The organism is Helicobacter mastomyrinus, from assembly GCF_039555295.1.
GTDB lineage: Bacteria > Campylobacterota > Campylobacteria > Campylobacterales > Helicobacteraceae > Helicobacter_C > Helicobacter_C mastomyrinus.
Map to the genome: position 1 here is coordinate 1,663,594 of NZ_CP145316.1, position 16,292 is coordinate 1,679,885.

Annotated in this window: 20 protein-coding genes; all 20 read right to left on the reverse strand. The window is 37.9% G+C overall.

The genetic code is table 11. From position 1 onward, the window contains the following. Positions 1-6 precede the first annotated feature (6 nt). The 20 genes from V3I05_RS08430 to V3I05_RS08525 all read right to left on the reverse strand — a co-directional run bounded on the left by V3I05_RS08430 (position 7) and on the right by V3I05_RS08525 (position 16,282). The gene (locus V3I05_RS08430; RefSeq protein ID WP_295698396.1) at positions 7-477 is read right to left on the reverse strand and encodes an OmpA family protein; all 471 of its coding nucleotides are present in this window, start codon (positions 475-477) and stop codon (positions 7-9) included. Positions 478-538: 61 nt separating this feature from the next. Beyond that, positions 539-1,795, reverse strand: coding sequence for a Tol-Pal system protein TolB (tolB, locus tag V3I05_RS08435; RefSeq protein ID WP_300731358.1), 1,257 nt, complete (start codon positions 1,793-1,795; stop codon positions 539-541). Between the two features lie 20 nt (positions 1,796-1,815). Then, positions 1,816-2,508 (reverse strand): energy transducer TonB, encoded by a 693-nt coding sequence (locus V3I05_RS08440; protein WP_300446281.1) that lies wholly within the window; start codon positions 2,506-2,508, stop codon positions 1,816-1,818. A gap of 2 nt (positions 2,509-2,510) precedes the next feature. Next, positions 2,511-2,909 (reverse strand): ExbD/TolR family protein, encoded by a 399-nt coding sequence (locus V3I05_RS08445; protein WP_370527816.1) that lies wholly within the window; start codon positions 2,907-2,909, stop codon positions 2,511-2,513. Between the two features lie 6 nt (positions 2,910-2,915). Further along, on the reverse strand, positions 2,916-3,479 hold the full coding sequence (locus V3I05_RS08450; RefSeq protein ID WP_300449417.1) for a MotA/TolQ/ExbB proton channel family protein: 564 nt from the start codon (positions 3,477-3,479) through the stop codon (positions 2,916-2,918). 4 nt (positions 3,480-3,483) lie between these two features. Beyond that, the gene (atpC, locus tag V3I05_RS08455; RefSeq protein ID WP_343353315.1) at positions 3,484-3,888 is read right to left on the reverse strand and encodes an ATP synthase F1 subunit epsilon; all 405 of its coding nucleotides are present in this window, start codon (positions 3,886-3,888) and stop codon (positions 3,484-3,486) included. Positions 3,889-3,902: 14 nt separating this feature from the next. Beyond that, positions 3,903-5,303, reverse strand: coding sequence for a F0F1 ATP synthase subunit beta (gene atpD / locus V3I05_RS08460; protein WP_343353316.1), 1,401 nt, complete (start codon positions 5,301-5,303; stop codon positions 3,903-3,905). 18 nt (positions 5,304-5,321) lie between these two features. Then, the gene (gene atpG, locus V3I05_RS08465; RefSeq protein WP_295698379.1) at positions 5,322-6,215 is read right to left on the reverse strand and encodes an ATP synthase F1 subunit gamma; all 894 of its coding nucleotides are present in this window, start codon (positions 6,213-6,215) and stop codon (positions 5,322-5,324) included. Positions 6,216-6,229: 14 nt separating this feature from the next. Beyond that, on the reverse strand, positions 6,230-7,744 hold the full coding sequence (gene atpA / locus V3I05_RS08470; protein ID WP_300446286.1) for a F0F1 ATP synthase subunit alpha: 1,515 nt from the start codon (positions 7,742-7,744) through the stop codon (positions 6,230-6,232). Positions 7,745-7,765: 21 nt separating this feature from the next. After that, a complete protein-coding gene (locus V3I05_RS08475; RefSeq protein WP_295698373.1) occupies positions 7,766-8,290 on the reverse strand; it encodes a F0F1 ATP synthase subunit delta in 525 nt (174 codons plus the stop codon). Next, a complete protein-coding gene (locus V3I05_RS08480; protein ID WP_300446288.1) occupies positions 8,290-8,805 on the reverse strand; it encodes a F0F1 ATP synthase subunit B in 516 nt (171 codons plus the stop codon). Before V3I05_RS08480 ends, V3I05_RS08475 begins: the two co-directional genes overlap by 1 nt. Positions 8,806-8,814: 9 nt before the next feature. Beyond that, positions 8,815-9,240 carry a FoF1 ATP synthase subunit B' gene (locus V3I05_RS08485; RefSeq protein ID WP_295698367.1) on the reverse strand — a complete coding sequence of 142 codons (426 nt, stop codon included), beginning with the start codon at positions 9,238-9,240 and terminating at the stop codon, positions 8,815-8,817. 78 nt (positions 9,241-9,318) lie between these two features. Next, positions 9,319-10,182, reverse strand: a complete 864-nt coding sequence (locus V3I05_RS08490) for a ParB/RepB/Spo0J family partition protein (RefSeq protein ID WP_300742479.1) — start codon at positions 10,180-10,182, stop codon at positions 9,319-9,321. Between the two features lie 5 nt (positions 10,183-10,187). After that, positions 10,188-10,973, reverse strand: a complete 786-nt coding sequence (locus V3I05_RS08495; protein ID WP_300446292.1) for a ParA family protein — start codon at positions 10,971-10,973, stop codon at positions 10,188-10,190. A 9-nt stretch (positions 10,974-10,982) separates the two neighbouring features. Next, positions 10,983-11,714: a biotin--[acetyl-CoA-carboxylase] ligase gene (locus V3I05_RS08500; RefSeq protein ID WP_300731346.1), complete on the reverse strand. Its 732-nt coding sequence runs from the start codon at positions 11,712-11,714 to the stop codon at positions 10,983-10,985. Then, positions 11,708-12,616 carry a methionyl-tRNA formyltransferase gene (locus tag V3I05_RS08505; RefSeq protein ID WP_343353319.1) on the reverse strand — a complete coding sequence of 303 codons (909 nt, stop codon included), beginning with the start codon at positions 12,614-12,616 and terminating at the stop codon, positions 11,708-11,710. Before V3I05_RS08505 ends, V3I05_RS08500 begins: the two co-directional genes overlap by 7 nt. Continuing rightward, positions 12,613-13,407, reverse strand: coding sequence for a glutamate 5-kinase (gene proB / locus V3I05_RS08510; RefSeq protein ID WP_295698355.1), 795 nt, complete (start codon positions 13,405-13,407; stop codon positions 12,613-12,615). Before proB ends, V3I05_RS08505 begins: the two co-directional genes overlap by 4 nt. Before the next feature lie 21 nt (positions 13,408-13,428). Further along, positions 13,429-14,481 carry a GDP-L-fucose synthase family protein gene (locus tag V3I05_RS08515; protein ID WP_295698353.1) on the reverse strand — a complete coding sequence of 351 codons (1,053 nt, stop codon included), beginning with the start codon at positions 14,479-14,481 and terminating at the stop codon, positions 13,429-13,431. A 1,187-nt stretch (positions 14,482-15,668) separates the two neighbouring features. Next, the gene (locus V3I05_RS08520; protein WP_343353321.1) at positions 15,669-15,872 is read right to left on the reverse strand and encodes a hypothetical protein; all 204 of its coding nucleotides are present in this window, start codon (positions 15,870-15,872) and stop codon (positions 15,669-15,671) included. A gap of 128 nt (positions 15,873-16,000) precedes the next feature. Continuing rightward, entirely contained in the window at positions 16,001-16,282 is a 282-nt protein-coding gene (locus V3I05_RS08525) for a hypothetical protein (RefSeq protein WP_300933367.1), read from the reverse strand. Positions 16,283-16,292 lie beyond the last annotated feature (10 nt).

Here is a 16,292-nt window from a genome sequence, read left to right on the forward strand (position 1 = left end):
CTAGCATTATTTAGAAAGTTTAAATTCAACGCGTCTATTTTCTTGATTACATTGCGGAGTATCAACTGTGCAAGTAGGCTTACTTTCACCATAACTTACGGTTTTAATTTGAGAAGCATTTACGCCACGCGCAGTAAGTGCGTTTTTCACAGCATTTGCTCTTTTTGTGCCAAGTGCGTAGTTATATGCATCTGAACCATAAGAGTCAGTGTGCCCTTCAAGTACTACTTTTGCGCCTGTGTTTTTAAGTGCAGTAGCGCTATTTGTAACGCGTTCTTCCATATCTGCACGAATATCATATTTATCAAAATCAAACAATACTTTTGCATAACCTTCAGCAGTTCCAGCGGCTAAATCTACAAAGTTATCTGAGCCACTACTAGCAGATGTTCCGCTTCCTGTATCAGCTGCTTCTGGCTCTGAACAACCAACCGAAATAAGAGCAGCCAAAACGCCTATTGCAAGATATTTTTTCATCTTAACTCCTTAAAAAATGATATGAAAATTATTTTAAGCTACAAAAGTAAATATATAGCTTTTACCAATCGAAAGCTTGGATTTTCATTTTGCTAAGAGGAAAAAAGTAGTTTGTGTTGTAATCCACGCGAATAATCCCTAGTGCACTTTGAGCTTTGTAGTGCTTTAAATACATAATGCTCCCCCCATCACTCGAATATTTGGGCATTTGATTTTTTCCACTTGCTGTGAGGCGGCGGATATAGTTTGAACCCGGAGCAAGTGAAATAAGATAGAGATTAAAAGTATTGTTACCAAACTCATTATTTGTTTCTCGGCTTGTATAGACGGCATAATGACCATTGGAACTAACAGCGCTATTATTACGTCCGTGCAGAACAACCTGCTCTATTCCTCCTCCATCAAGACGCATTACAAAGATGTTAGGATAACCAAGTCTATCGGAGACAAAAATGATTTCCTTTTCATTATTGATAAATTTACCATCAACGTCAATACCCGAATAGTTTGTTAGACGGCGTAAATTTTTGGTTTTGGTATTATAGAGATACAAATCCGAAAGCCCATTGGGCGAGAGACTAAGGATAAGATTCTCTCCATTTTTGCTCACATCAGATACCATAGCTACGCCCTCGCTCCCTACAAGTTGCTCAATATGTCCGGTAGCGAGATCATGCTTTACAATAGTGGGCACTTCAAGATATTTGGTATAATAGATGCTCTCTTGCTTAGAATCTGCCCATTTGGGGAAAATATTTAAGCCATCTTTGACAATTATTTTTTGATAGGTGAGTGTATAATCAGCGATGAGAATTTCACTGCTACCTGGAGTGTTGTATTGAGAAAGCACTACAAGACGTTGCATCCACTGGATGCTTGGTGCTTGAATATAACTGTTTGCGTCAATCGCCATAGAATGAGCAATGAAAGGAAAACGTTTGAGTTCATTTTCTCTATAATCTTTGGTATATACGAGTTTTGAAGTGTTGATATCATAAAGAAAAAGAGTAGCTGTTAGGTTATTGGAAGATTTGCTTACCTTAAATTGTGCAAGCAAATCAACTTTTTGTTCGGCATATTCTTTGTAATTAATATCTGCAGGCTTTTTTACACCCCCATCTTGAACTTGAAAATGTCCGCTTACTTTTAAATCTGCAACAAGCATTTTAAGAATCTTTGCGCCAAAATCGGCATTATCAGTATCTAGTCTTTCAACGATAATGTAGGGAATTTTGTTTGTGTTTTTCACAATCTCTAAGGTTGCATCAATAGCAAGGCACTTGAAGCTTAACAATAAAAACAAAACGATAATTCTCATAGGACTCCTTTTATGCAAATCTAATTTTTAAAAGTTGTGGCAATTTCCTTTTTGCCCTTTGGGTGGGGAGGAAAGTGTAAATGTGTGCATTCCTCAAGCATACTTTTAAGTGAATCGTCAAAAACTGCATTGCCAGAGTATTTTACAATTTTATAACTAAAATTGCCATTGCCTGCAATGCTAATATGCACTAAGGCTTGCAATTTTTCTTCGACATAAAATGTTTTTTGCCATTGTTGCAGCATTATTTTTTCAATTTGTGCATACCATTCATCATATTCCCCATCGTTTTGCGCGCTATTGGTGCTTATGGTCAGATTACTTAGGGCGTTAAGCTTATTTTGTAGTGTTTCTGCGCTTGATTGTAATTCTTTGATTTTTTCAACTTTAGCATTTTGTTCTATTTTTTCTCTATTATCCCCTATGGGCGCATTTTGCGAGGGCACATTACTATCGATTTTATCAAACATATCCTTAATGCCTGAACCAGCTAGAGGATTGTTAAGGGTTGGTGTTTTACTTTCACTTGGTGTGGGTTTATCATCAATGATAGCTTCGATACTAATAGCATTAAGTGAAATGGCAGATTCTCTAAGAGAAGAATAATGTGTGGGATTAGAATAAAAGAAAGTAAAAATAAGCGAAACAAGGATAAGAAAATATATACAAAAAGAAATAATACCGCTAGTGATAAATAAGAGAGTATTATTCATTGTTAGCTACTAGTAATAAGAGATACTTTAAGAAACCCAGCTTCTTTGGCAGTTTTGAGAATATAGATTACATCTTCATATTTGAGATTCTTATCGGCACGGATAAAAACATTTGTATCCTTATCAAAACTTTTACTAAAAAGTATAAAACTATCTGCAAAATTTTTAAACTCATATACTTTGTCGCGTATGTGGATTTTTCTATTTGCGCTTATGCGAATTTCAAGCATAGAATCTTTAGCTATCTTTTTTGTTTTTGAGCCTTTGGGAAGCGTGATGTCTTCTTGATAGGTAATAGTGGGTGTGCTCACCATAAGAATAGCTAAAAGCACAAGCATAATATCCACAAGGGGTGTAATATTAAGCTCTGGCTTTTCTTCCCAATCAAAATCATCGTGCATAATAGCCTACTTGTGAGAGAGCATAAGGTCAATTTGCATTTGAATGCAGGTGATAATGTGATAAGACTTGCGTTTAAGAAGTAGGGCAAATGAATAAGCTGGAATGGCTACAAGAATCCCTGCAGCAGTAGCTACTAAGGCTTTAGAAATCACAGGAGCTATCACATCAAAGGAAACATTCCCTCCGCCAAGCACACTAAATGTTTCTAGAATCTCCACGACCGTGCCAAATAAACCTATAAATGGGGCAGTAGAGGCAATAACATTTAAGAATACAAGAGAAGAAGTTGCTTTTTGCGTTGCCTTAAGTTTCCATATTTGCAAAATTTCTCGCGTAATACGCCCATCATTTGCTTCAAGTAAAGCGTTGATAAATGTATTTTTTGGCACAAGAATACTTTTAGCTAAAAGCATATCAAGATGATATTTTTCTGCTGAAAGCCAATCATTAAGACTAAAAGTTTTGTAGATGTAAATCCAAAGTGTAGCAAGAAAGTAAAGCGAAAGCCACGCAAGCACAATAATTGTTGTTAGTGTGCTTTCTTCAAAGAAAGTTTTGATCGTATCCATATTGTTAGATTCTATTTTTAGCTATATTTTCAATACGTGAAACGACGATACTAACTAGTGTGCGGTCATTTGAGGCTTTTTCTAGAAGCATTTTTGTTTCATCAATAGCTGAAGCAATTTCAGTTTCTGTATTACCAGCAATGGCTACTGCACCATCAGCAATGATTTTTACATCAGTGCCTGCTTCCTTGGTAGAGATTTGTGCGTGTCCCCAATCAATTGCTATAAGCCCCTTATCGCCATCCATACTTTCGAATTCTATAACTCCAACCTTGAGCAAAGAGAGAAGATTGCAGTGTCCGGGATAAACGCCAAATTCTCCCTCGCTACCAGGTATGATGACATACTTGACTTCACCATTATAGATACTCCCATAGGGAGTTACAATGCTTAATGTGAGATGTTCCATTTCTATTTTATCCCCTATGCACTTTTGAGTTTTTGAGCCTTTTCCAAGACTTCTTGAATATTACCTACCATATAAAACGCATTTTCAGGAATATCATCATATTTACCCTCTAAAATACCCTTAAAGCCTTCTAATGTCTCTTCAAGCGTTACGTATTTACCTGGACTACCTGTGAAGATTTCTGCCACAAAGAATGGTTGAGAGAGGAATTTTTCAATCTTTCTTGCTCTATCCACGATTTGCTTATCTTCTTCAGAGAGTTCGTCCATTCCCAAAATAGCGATAATATCCTGTAAGTCTTTATATTTTTGTAGCACTTGCTGAATGCCTGTAGCAATTTTATAATGCTCCTCTCCTACCACTTGAGGGTCAAGGATTCTAGAAGTAGAATCAAGGGGATCCACAGCAGGATAAATACCCTTTTCGGATATTTTTCTATTTAGCACCGTTGTTGCATCAAGATGTGAAAACACAGATGCAGGAGCTGGGTCAGTCAAGTCATCGGCTGGGACATACACAGCTTGAACTGATGTGATTGAGCCTTTTTTAGTAGAGGTAATACGCTCTTGTAATTTACCCATTTCCCCTGCAAGTGTAGGCTGATAGCCCACCGCTGATGGAATCCGCCCAAGGAGTGCTGACATTTCGGAACCAGACTGGGCATAGCGGAAAATATTATCAATAAACATAAGCACATCAAGTCCTTTTTCATCTCGGAAATATTCTGCCATTGTCAAACCTGTGAAAGCAATGCGGTTTCTTGCACCCGGCGGCTCATTCATTTGTCCGTAGCAAAGTGCCACTTTGTCCAAAACGCCACCTTCTTTCATTTCGTTATAGAGGTCATTTCCCTCTCTTGTGCGCTCACCAACACCAGCAAACACAGAATAGCCACTATGCTTATAAGCCACATTATGAATAAGCTCCATAATAACGACAGTCTTACCCACACCAGCACCACCAAATAAGCCAACTTTACCGCCCTTAGAATAAGGTGCGAGCAAATCAACTACCTTAATGCCTGTTTCAAACATTTCTGTTCGTGTGCTTTGCTGCTCAAATGTCGGTGCTTCTCTGTGGATTCCCCATTTAAGATCGCTATTAAGAGGTTCACCACCATCAATAATATCGCCTGTAACATTAAAGATTCTACCTAGCACTGCTTCTCCCACAGGCACTTCTATCATTTTTCCACGAGCTTTCACTTCCTGTCCGCGTGTAAGCCCCTCTGTCATATCCATAGCAATTGTGCGGACACGATTATCCCCAAGGTGTGCGGCAACCTCTAAGACAAGCTTATACTCTTTGCTTTCAATGTTGAAAACAACATCAATGGCTTCATTAATCATCGGTAGATAAGAGTCGAACTCGACATCTACCACGGGACCCATTACTTGTGTAATTTTACCTTGCATTTAATCTCCTTTGTAAGTTTATTTAATGGCTTCAACACCAGCATTAATTTCAACAAGTTCTGTTGTAATAGCTTCTTGCCGTGCTTTATTGAGTGAAATTGTGAGGCTTTTGACCAAATCTCCTGCATTATTTGTCGCAGCGTCCATAGCTTGGATTCTCGCACTATGTTCAGCTGCTAGTGAATCTACAAGAGCATAATACATATTGTATTGAATGTATTTTTTTGCAAGCTCATCAAGTATCACATCTTCCTCATCTTCTGGCTCAATGTTCAGTATAGAAGATTGGGTAATTTCTTGAGTATTGATAGTCAAGGGCAAAATGGCATATGTTTCTAGCTCTTGAGAAATCATATTTTTAAAACCATTATGCACAATTATGACTTCGTCTGTTGCATCATTTAAAAAATCTTCAACTACGCCATTAATGAAAGATTCAGCCTTTTCAAAAGTAGGCATTGAGCTTAAACCTACGATTTTGTCAAGGACTTCAATATCATTGAAGGCAAAAAAAGAAATCCCTTTTTTACCAATACCTCTTAGTCGCACTTTGACACCTTGCTGCTTGTATGATTCCATAAGTCGCATAACCTCTTTAATAGTAGTGGTATTAAATCCGCCGCATAGACCTTTATCGGCTGTAATAAAAATAATATCAAGCTTTTTGATTTGACGATCTTTTGATTTTGCAAAATAGGGGCTATTGATACTATCAAGCCCACGTAATTGAATCCTTGCTATTATGTCGTTGAAAATTGCATCAAGCTGCTTCACATAAGCTTTAGAGCGTCTTGCTAATTCTTCAGCTTTTTTGAGTTTAGAGCTAGAGACAAGCTTCATTGCCTTAGTTGTCTTTTGCGTATTTTTAACGCTTGTGATTTGTTTCCTTATATCTTTAAGGTTGCCTCCCATAACTTACTCCTTTATTATGCCCCGAAGTTTGCTTTAAATTCTTCAAGGGCCCTGCTTAATTCAACTTCAATATCTTTATCGAGTGCCTTTTTTGCGCTAATATCTTCAAGGATTTTAGGATACTTTGCCTCAAGGAATGGATATAGCTCTGTTTCGAATGCAACCACTCTGTTAGCAGGAATATTATCAAGGAATCCGTTAGCACCTGCATAAATAATAATCACTTGCTTTTCTATGGCAAGAGGAGAATAGGGAGGTTGTTTAAGAATCTCTACCATTCTTTGCCCTCTCTCAAGTTGTCTGCGACTTGCTTCATCAAGGTCAGAAGCAAATTGTGAAAATGCTTGAAGTTCTCTATATTGAGCTAAATCAAGGCGAAGTGTCCCTGCTACTTGTTTTGTAGCTTTAATTTGTGCTGCACCACCCACGCGCGAAACAGATAAGCCCACATTAATAGCAGGGCGGATACCAGAATTAAATAAGTCTGTTTCAAGGAAGATTTGTCCATCGGTAATGGAAATTACATTGGTTGGAATATAAGCAGCCACATCCCCTGCTTGTGTCTCAATAATAGGTAATGCAGTGAGAGATCCTGCTCCTAGTTCATCATTAAGTTTTGCAGCTCTTTCAAGTAAACGAGAGTGGAGATAGAACACATCACCGGGGAATGCTTCGCGTCCGGGTGGGCGTCTTAAGATAAGCGACATTTCTCGATATGCTACAGCGTGTTTACTCAAATCATCATAAATAATGAGTGCATGCCGCGCATTATCTCTAAAATATTCACCAATGGTTACACCTGTATAAGGTGCAAGAAACTGCATAGCAGCAGAGAATGATGCAGGAGCATTTACTACAACGGTATATTCCATAGCGCCGTGTTCTTCAAGTTTGCGCACAACTTGAGCAACCGTAGATTCTTTTTGTCCCACAGCGACATAAATACAAACAACATCTTGACCCTTTTGGTTGATAATAGTATCTATAGCAACTGTTGTTTTTCCTGTTTGCCTATCCCCGATGATAAGCTCTCTTTGCCCTCTGCCGATTGGCACGAGAGCATCAATAGCTTTTAGCCCTGTTTGAAGTGGCTGATGCACAGACTTACGTGCCATAATGCCAGGTGCTTTTTCTTCTACAAAGCGGTATTCGCTTGCTTCCACAGCTCCCTTGCCATCAAGCGGTTCTCCCAGCGTATTAATAACACGTCCAACTACCGCATCGCCTACAGGCACTTTCATTAGTTTTTTAAGACGTTTAGCAGAAGTTCCCTCCTTGATAGTGTGTCCAGAGCCAAGCACCACAACACCCACACTACTTTCTTCAAGATTAAAAGCAATACCCGTATCGCCTGTATCAAACTCTACCATTTCATAATACATTACATTATTAAGTCCATAAACTTTTGCCACTCCATCGGCATAAGCAATGACCTTACCTGTTTCACTAATATCAATATTGATATTAAAACTTTCAATTCTCTCTTTGATAATCGAGCTAATCTCTTCTGCTTTAATTTTTGTTGCCACTGGTTCTCCTTTTAAATTAAATTAAAGTGCTTTGAGGATATGATGTTTCAAATTACTACTAAAACGTTCTTTGGAAAAAGATACTTCCATACCTAAATCCTCAACACTTAGTTTAATGCCTTCAACCCCACTTAATTTTTGCTTGATGCTTAACTTGACACCGAGCTTTTTGGCTAAAGCAATTTGAATCTTTTCTAGCGTTTTAGTATCAAGCTCCTCTTTACTTGTGAGTGTAGCCGCATATTCTTTTTTGCGTGCAAGTAAGCGTTTTTCAAGTTCATTGCTAATATATGGAATAAGTAAGATTCTATCCGCCTCTGCCAAAAGACGAAAGAAATTTTCGAGTTTTGTATCTATTTTGCCTATATTGTCTAGCAGAAGCTGCTCCTTTTGAGCTTTGCTTAGAAATGGCGAGACAATAATATCTGCATATTTTTTCTCTTTTAGCGCAAGAGAGAAACCTTTAAGAATATGGAGTGTTTCATCGAGATTTACATCTGAATCCATAAGCGCTTGTGTGTATTTTTTAGCGATAATATACAGCATTATGAAATCCTTTTTGTAATGATATTGATATATTCTTCTTTGTTGAGAGCAATATCATTACTTTTTATAAGCTCATTAAGTAGTTTATTTACACTTTCTTGTATGGCTTTTCTTTGTTCAAATTCAATATTTAATTCTAGAGCATATTTGAGTGTCTCTATATCTTTTTTGATTTGTTCATTATATTTTTGTTCAACCAAGTAAGCCTCTTGCTTAGCAGCGGTAATAATATCTTTAGCTTTTTCTTTACTCTCTTCTAAAGCCTTTAGAGCCGCTTCCTTTTCTTGCTTTGCTTTTTGGAGGTTGTCTTGGGCTTCTTGAAGACGAGCAGCAATAGCATTTTTTCTATTGATAAAAATCCCCTTAATGGGATCAAAAGCAAAATACCATAAAATTGCTATAAAGATCACAAAGTTAATCACACGTTCGACAAAATCGCTCTGTTCAATGCTCACAGAAGCAAGGAGAAAAGAAGGCAGAACTAAAAATATAATTGCACATAAAGTCTTTTTCATTATATCCCCCTAAATTTGCTTAAGCTTTGTATTTAATGCTGTTTTAAAAGCAGGAAGTTGTTCAAGTAGTTCTGCATAAAGCTGCGATTTTTGTTCTTCTAATTCTTTCTTATATTGCGCAAGCTTGCTTTCATGCTCGGCTTTTTTTGCATTAATTTTTTCTTCATAAGTAGCTTTTGCTTCTTTTGTCGCTGTTTCTAAAATATATGCTGCCTCTTTACGCGCTGTGCTAATGGTTTTTTGAATTTCTCCTTCAATTTGTTCAATGTCATGTCTATGCCCTTGAGTGCTTGAGATTTCACGTTCGATAAAGCTATCCCGATCATTCATAAAGATAAACATAGGCTTAAAAAGCCACTGATTTAGTAAATAGATTAGGACTATAAAAGTAATAAAAACGAGTAGCATAAGGTAGGGGTTGAGGGTGATACTCATTTGCTCTCCTTGATTTATATTCTATGAAAACCGCAAGTATTTTAACAAGTTAAAATATATTAAACCTTAAAACACATATCATTTTGATATTTTTTTTATCAGGGCGGTAACTTCCGCATCATTCTCAAAGGAAAGTGTGATTTTTGATGTATTAATATGTGCTTGAATTCCTAATATTTTAAAACTATCCTGTAATGCTTGGAGAAGCTGGGTATTGATATTGCCTATATGTTCTTTTTTGATACGCTTTTTACCCTTATTTTTAATATTTTTAATAAGTATTTCGGTATCACGCACATTGAGTTTCTGCCCAATGATAGAATCCACTATAAGCTTTTGTTCTCCCTCATCGAGGGTAACAAGCATTTTAGCGTGTCCTTGCGAGATTTTGTCTTCAATAAGCATTTGCTGCACTTCCTCACTTAGTTGCAATAAGCGTAAGGTGTTTGTGATTTGCGTACGTGATTTGCCAATACGTTTAGAAAGCTCCTCGTGTGTAATGCCATATTCTTGAAGCAACTCTTCATAAGATAAGGCAAGCTCAATAGGGTTTAGCTCCTCACGTTGGATATTTTCGATAATAGCTAACTCACGCATACGTTTGAAATCTATTTCAGCGATAATTGCTTTAATATTGTTTAAACCAGCGAGTTTTGACGCCCTGAGTCTGCGTTCCCCAGCGATAAGAATATAATCTCCATCGCCATTATCATACACAACAACAGGTTGTAATAATCCGTGCTCTTTAATAGATTCCGAAAGTTCTTGTAGGGCTTGGAGATTGAAGGTTTTGCGCGGCTGATAGGGATTTGGCTTAATAATATCCACATCAAGCTCTAATACGAGTGATGAATTATCACTTAAGTTTTGCTCGTATGCTTCCGCCGTTTCGGAAAGTATCGCCCCCAGTCCCCTCCCCATCGCTAGCTTTTTTTTAGCCATTATTTTTATGCTCCTTGCAAGATTGCACGTGCAAGATTTTCATACGCTACACTTCCATTAGATCGGTTATCATAGAGCATAATAGGTTTGCCAAAACTTGGCGATTCTGCGAGTTTAACACTGCGAGGCACAATGATAAAGTCATCATCATATTTGAATAGTTCTTTGCTGAAATGCTCTTTTAACTCATCAAAAACTTGTCTTGAGAGATTGTGCTGCCCTGAATACATCGTAGGCAAAAAGCCGTGAATGCTAAGTTTTGGATTAATCGTATCTTTAATAAGCTTGATTGTATTAAGCAGCTGTGCCAATCCCTCAAGAGCGAAAAATTCACATTGTATAGGCACGATAACAGAATCTGCTGCTGCAAGTGCATTAACGGTAAGAGAACCAAGTGCAGGAGGAGAATCAATAATGATAAAATCATATTGCTCTTTTATCTCTTCGATTTTTTTACTTAAAAGCAATTCGCGTCCTTTTGCATTGTTTTTGTTATAAAACTCTTTTTCAATACCTGCCAAACCAATATTTGAGGGCGCAATGTCAAGATTGGGAATATCTGTTTTTAATATAATTTGAGAGAGTTTTTTTGAGCCTGTAAGCACGTGATAAATATCGGATTCTATCTTATTGCGGCGGATACCAAAGCTCGTAGTTGCGTTAGCTTGTGGATCATAATCAATCACAAGCACACGTTTGTTTGCAGAGGCTAAGAAAGCTGCGAGATTAACCGTTGTTGTCGTTTTACCCACACCGCCTTTTTGATTAGCTATAGTTATGATTTTGCACATCATCTCTCCTTATCGTAAACTATAAATTTTGTGTCCATTAATGCTTAAAGACCCGTCCTCATTGAGAATAGTATCTTTTAAATAAATCTTTTTCTCATCAAGATGAAAAAAGAAAGAGTTATTTTTGTGAAATTCTAACTTATAAATACTAAAAATCTGCTTCCATAATATAAATTTTTTAAAGCTCTCAAAAAAACGCTCTAAAAAGCGCACAGGCTGTATATTTTGGCTTATGGGTTCTTCTAAAGTGGCATAATTGTGCTGATGTGGTGATTGCGGAGATTCTAAAGTAGGGTAGATATTAATCCCTATGCCACACACAAGGCAATCATTTACTTTTTGTGTGAGAATCCCCCCTATTTTATGCTGCCCTATATATAAATCATTAGGATATTTGAGCCATACCTGTGAGCCAAGCGAAGCGAGAAATTCCCGCATTATCACACCAAAAAAAATAGAGCTAGATTCTATCCTTAAGTCCTGTGGGAGATTTTTAAGGGGCAGGGCAAAAGAAAATAAAAGTGCATTTGACATACTCTCCCATTGATTACCTCTACTTCCTATGCCATCGCTTTGATGTGTAGCGTGAATGCAAAATGGTGCTGTGAGCGAATGAGTTTTAAGCGCCTCAATGGCATAAGTTTGCGTAGAGGGCAGTGTATCAAAATGGTATATATTTGTTTTTAGGGTGGTAATGAATGTCTCATCAAAACAAGGCTTTTGTTTTATTTCATCTAGCATAGCACATCACCTACTTTAAGATGTTTGCCACGTAGATAAAGCGGGGATTGAAGTTTATTTTTCCCCTCTTGTTGCACGCTCCCTATGCGCAAACTTCCACGTGCGCAACCTACTATAATATATGTAGATTCTATATGCAGTATTTCACCGACTTTGTGTGTTTGTGTAGATTCTTCAAGACTTATATCAAAGAATTTGAGTGTATAGCCATTTGCACTTTGTATGAAGATATGGGGCCATACGCAATATGCTAAATACGCACAATACACATCAAGCGCAGAATCAAGCTGCACGCAACCGCAAGATTTTTTAATCTTAGCGCAATAGCTTGAATCTGCGTCAATTTGCTTAAGCGGCTCAATGGATTGTAGATGTTTAAGGACATAGAGGGCGAGATTTGCCCCGTGAAATGCAAGTTGTTGTGAAAGCTCAATAATATTTTGTTGTGTATTTTCTACATAAGATATGCCTAGAATCTCCCCACTATCGAGCCTTTCATTCATATACATAGCACTTACACCAAAATAAGGCATTTGAGAGAGAATCATTTGTTGCAAAGGACTTGCCCCACGCCAAGAGGGCAGAATAGAAGCGTGGATATTAATGCAAGGCGCGATGTCTAAAAAATGCTGTGAGAGTATCTTCCCATACGCTACTACAAGGATTATATCAGGTTTTAAACTCTTAATATACTCACTAAAAGCATCATCAATATATGTAGGCTGCAGGATTTCCACACCCATAGGGGCAAAAATTGCTTTTGTGTGCGGGGCTTTTAACTCTCCTTTGCGTCCAAAGGGCTTATCAGGCTGACAAATAAGCGCAAGTATTTTATGATGTTTGCTTATGGGCAGAAAAATATCTGTGGCAAATTCCGGTGTTCCCGCACATACAATTTTCACAAGATTCCCTCTATGTTTTGAATCTCTGCAGGGCAGAAAAGTGTCCCACAGCGATGATTATGATGTAAAAGAAAGTCTCTTAACACATCTAGTTTGCGCCCATTGCTTAAAAACATCATACCCTTGTGCCCAAGTAAAAAATCTGCGGCTAAAAGTTTTGTAACAATTCCCCCTGTGGCAAAACCCGCATGGGGTGAATGACTTTCCTGCAATGCCTCTTGCGGAATAGAATGCACAATAGGGATAATCTTTGCGTCTGTGTGCTGATGAGGATTCTTATCAAAATAGCCATCAATATCACTTAGGATGACAAGTAGTTTCGCCCCAAAATAATGCGCCACATACGCACCTAGTCTATCATTATCGCCAAAAATCATTTCATCTGTGGCAATCGTATCATTTTCATTGATAATAGGCAGGACATTATGTGCTAACAATGTATCAATCGTATTTTGCGCAAAGGCAGTATGTTTGCGAGAATCAAAATCCCGCCATACCAAAAGTAGCTGCGCCACATAGATGTTGTATTCCCTAAAAGCCTCGCGGTAAGATTCCATTAATAGCGGCTGCCCGATACTTGCAAGAGCTTGTTTGTTGTGCATAATGTTTTTATCAATTTGCAATGCTGTGTAGCCACTTGCCATCGCACCAGAGCTTACCAAAATCACATCAAAGCATTCTCTTAGCTCATAAATAATCTGCGCTAATGCTTTGATTTGGGCTTTGTCGATAATTTTGCCATTAGAGAGATTGGAACTCCCCACTTTAAGGACTATCCGTGTTTTTTGCATATCATACTCCTTAAGCAGAATCTATAAGGTATGCGTATGAAGATAGTGTTCATAAACGCTCCGTATACCCTCTTTAAGAGAGATTTTTGCCCTCCAGCCAAGCTGATGGAGCTTACTAGAATCTATTAGTTTTTGGTATGTGCCATCGGGCTTTGAGCTATCAAACACAAGCTGACCTTCAAATCCTACAATCTCCTTGATGAGATAAGCAAGCTCGATAATGCTAATATCTGTGCCATAGCCAATATTTATATGGGTATTGCGGATTTGCGATGTATGGGATGAGAGATGAGCACCAAAAGATACATTATTCATTACAAACACACAGGCTTCTGCCATATCCTGCACGTGGAGAAACTCTCTGCGAGGTTTGCCACTACCCCATATAGCTACACTCTTGCTACTAATATGATAAGAGCTAAGATAATCCTCCAATGCCTTGCCCTGTAAGCTCACATCATATTCTACCTGCTCTATTTGCCCAAGATAAAGAAGCTTAGCTAAGTGAATCTTGCGCAGGAGTGCGGGAAGCACGTGTGAGGTTTCTAGGTCAAAATTATCATTATTGCCATATAGATTCGTAGGCATTACAGAGATGAAATCACAGCCATACTGCAGCGCAAAACTTTCACACATTTTTAATCCAGCAATTTTAGCGATTGCGTATGGCTCATTGGTGTATTCAAGCTCACTTGTGAGGAGGGCATCTTCTTTCATCGGTTGAGGTGCGTTTTTAGGATAGATACAAGAACTGCCTAGAAAAAGGAGCTTCTTGACACCATATTTATAAGCATTGAAAATAATGTTGTTTTGAATGGCAAGATTTTCATAGATAAAATCTGCGCGATAAGTATTGTTTGCAGAGATACCTCCCACCTTTGCTGCACATAAAAAAACATATTCAGGGCGAGTTTTGCTAAAAAACTCCTCCACATCATAAGATGAGAGCAAATCACATTCTTTGCGTGTTTGTGTTAAGAGATGGGTATAGCCTTGAGATTGAAGCAAGTCATAAATGCTTGAGCCTACTAATCCTTTGTGTCCTGCAATATAGATTCTAGAATCCTTGTGCATAGTATGTCCTTGTCTTTATGTGAAATATGTATTATACTTAACTTATCTAAGTTTTTATTTCATTTGTATAACTTAACTCGTTTTTAAACGTGTAGATGGGTGTTTGATAAAACAAAAAAAGAAAAACATAAAAAATCTACAATTTTAATAAAGCAATGTTTATAAAGAATCTCGTGTTGGTGTGATTAAGGCAAGGCGGATTCAATGCGAGATTAAAAAGAGAGTATGTGGGGGCGGGCGGGGTACCCCCTCTTTTTTTGGTGGGTATACATCTTTGTATCGTATTACCAAACTACAGCAAGAAGAAAATCTAAGTAAAACCCGATTACATAATGACTGCGGTGACACTCTATAAGCTACAAGTAAAAAGCACTTGAGTATTAATGGGCGTGATAGCAATCTTTTAACCAAGATTTTTACAATCTTACTCATTGCAACCTCCTTTTATTTTTTAAAAGGCAGGCACTCCTAAGGGAGCTACTCCCTTAGAAACACTGCTTCATTACTCACTTTCTCCCTCTTTGTTTGTTTTGGGCTTCAAAGATTATGTATAGATTCTTGTAATGTATTATGGCGGCGCTGTTGTAGCTAAAGCTACCGCGTAGTGCTGTTTCGTGTGCAGTCAAATCTCCACTTCGCGCCTGAAGGATACACTTATAATCGCACTTTGGTTGGTTATCAAGTTAGCTTCTAAGGTTTAGATTCTCTAGTCCATCCTATGCCCTTGCTGTTGCGATGTAATCGCCGCATTCGCACGAAGTGCTAATCCACACTTGCAAAGGGTCTTGCTTTGCAGATATAAAATCTGCTTCGCACCATTCAATCCCGAAGGGATTTAATCTCGCAAAGGGCAATAGCCCTTGAGGACAAAAGGACGCACTTATGACTAAGACGTTGTCTTATTCATCAAGTTAGTTTTTAAGGTAGAGATTCTCTAGTCTAAAATTTTAAAGAGGGGGAGGGTAGTCTGTAGGGTGGCTTGATTTGAGCGATACATCGTTTTCCATAGTAGTATTTAAGAGAGAGGCAATTGAGCAAACTCTCTTTAGTTTTATGCAGATGAGGAGGCATATCTCATTTACGAAAGCAAAGATTATAAGTTTTAGAAAGTTTATCTTTTATAAACTTAAATAGCCCTGCGTAGCCCTAGTTTTGGATTTTATCAGGTAAAGAATGCAGGATTCTCATCAATATGTGTTTTTGCCATTTTTATGCGTGATATATTCAATTGTAGTAAGCTCGTTGGAGATAGAGTTCATTCCTACAATATCGATTTGGTCTAAAGTACCGATAATGGTTTGTGGCTTGAATACCCGATGTGCGTTAAAGCATATCCTACCCGCTTGCCCCACAGATACACTAAAATACAGCCTCCCATTAGGCTCTAGCATTCTTTGAAAAAGCTTTTAATGCCTTTTTTCACGCGTCTGGCTCGATAGGGTCGCTATCACCCCAAGCCGAAATGCTCCACTACCATAAAGCACATAAAGAGAGCCCATCGAATTATCTGCTATATTTTCTAAGAGGGTCGCATTAGCTTGAATATATGTTGCCCCCCCCCCCAGTTAGTATTTAAAAAGCTTGTGCCAAAGTGATTCTTTGTAGGGCGAATGTCAAGATAACAACCTTTTGCATACCCGTAAGGAGATGAGCGATGAATAATCCATTTATACTTGAGGGCGATTGGCAAAGACTTTACGCGCACTCCAAATATCTTGTATGAAATATTGTCAATCAAACTGCGCGTTATTGCTATATTTGTCCTCGTGGCAGCTATAATCCCATTTTCTATAAATGACAAACTGCTCATT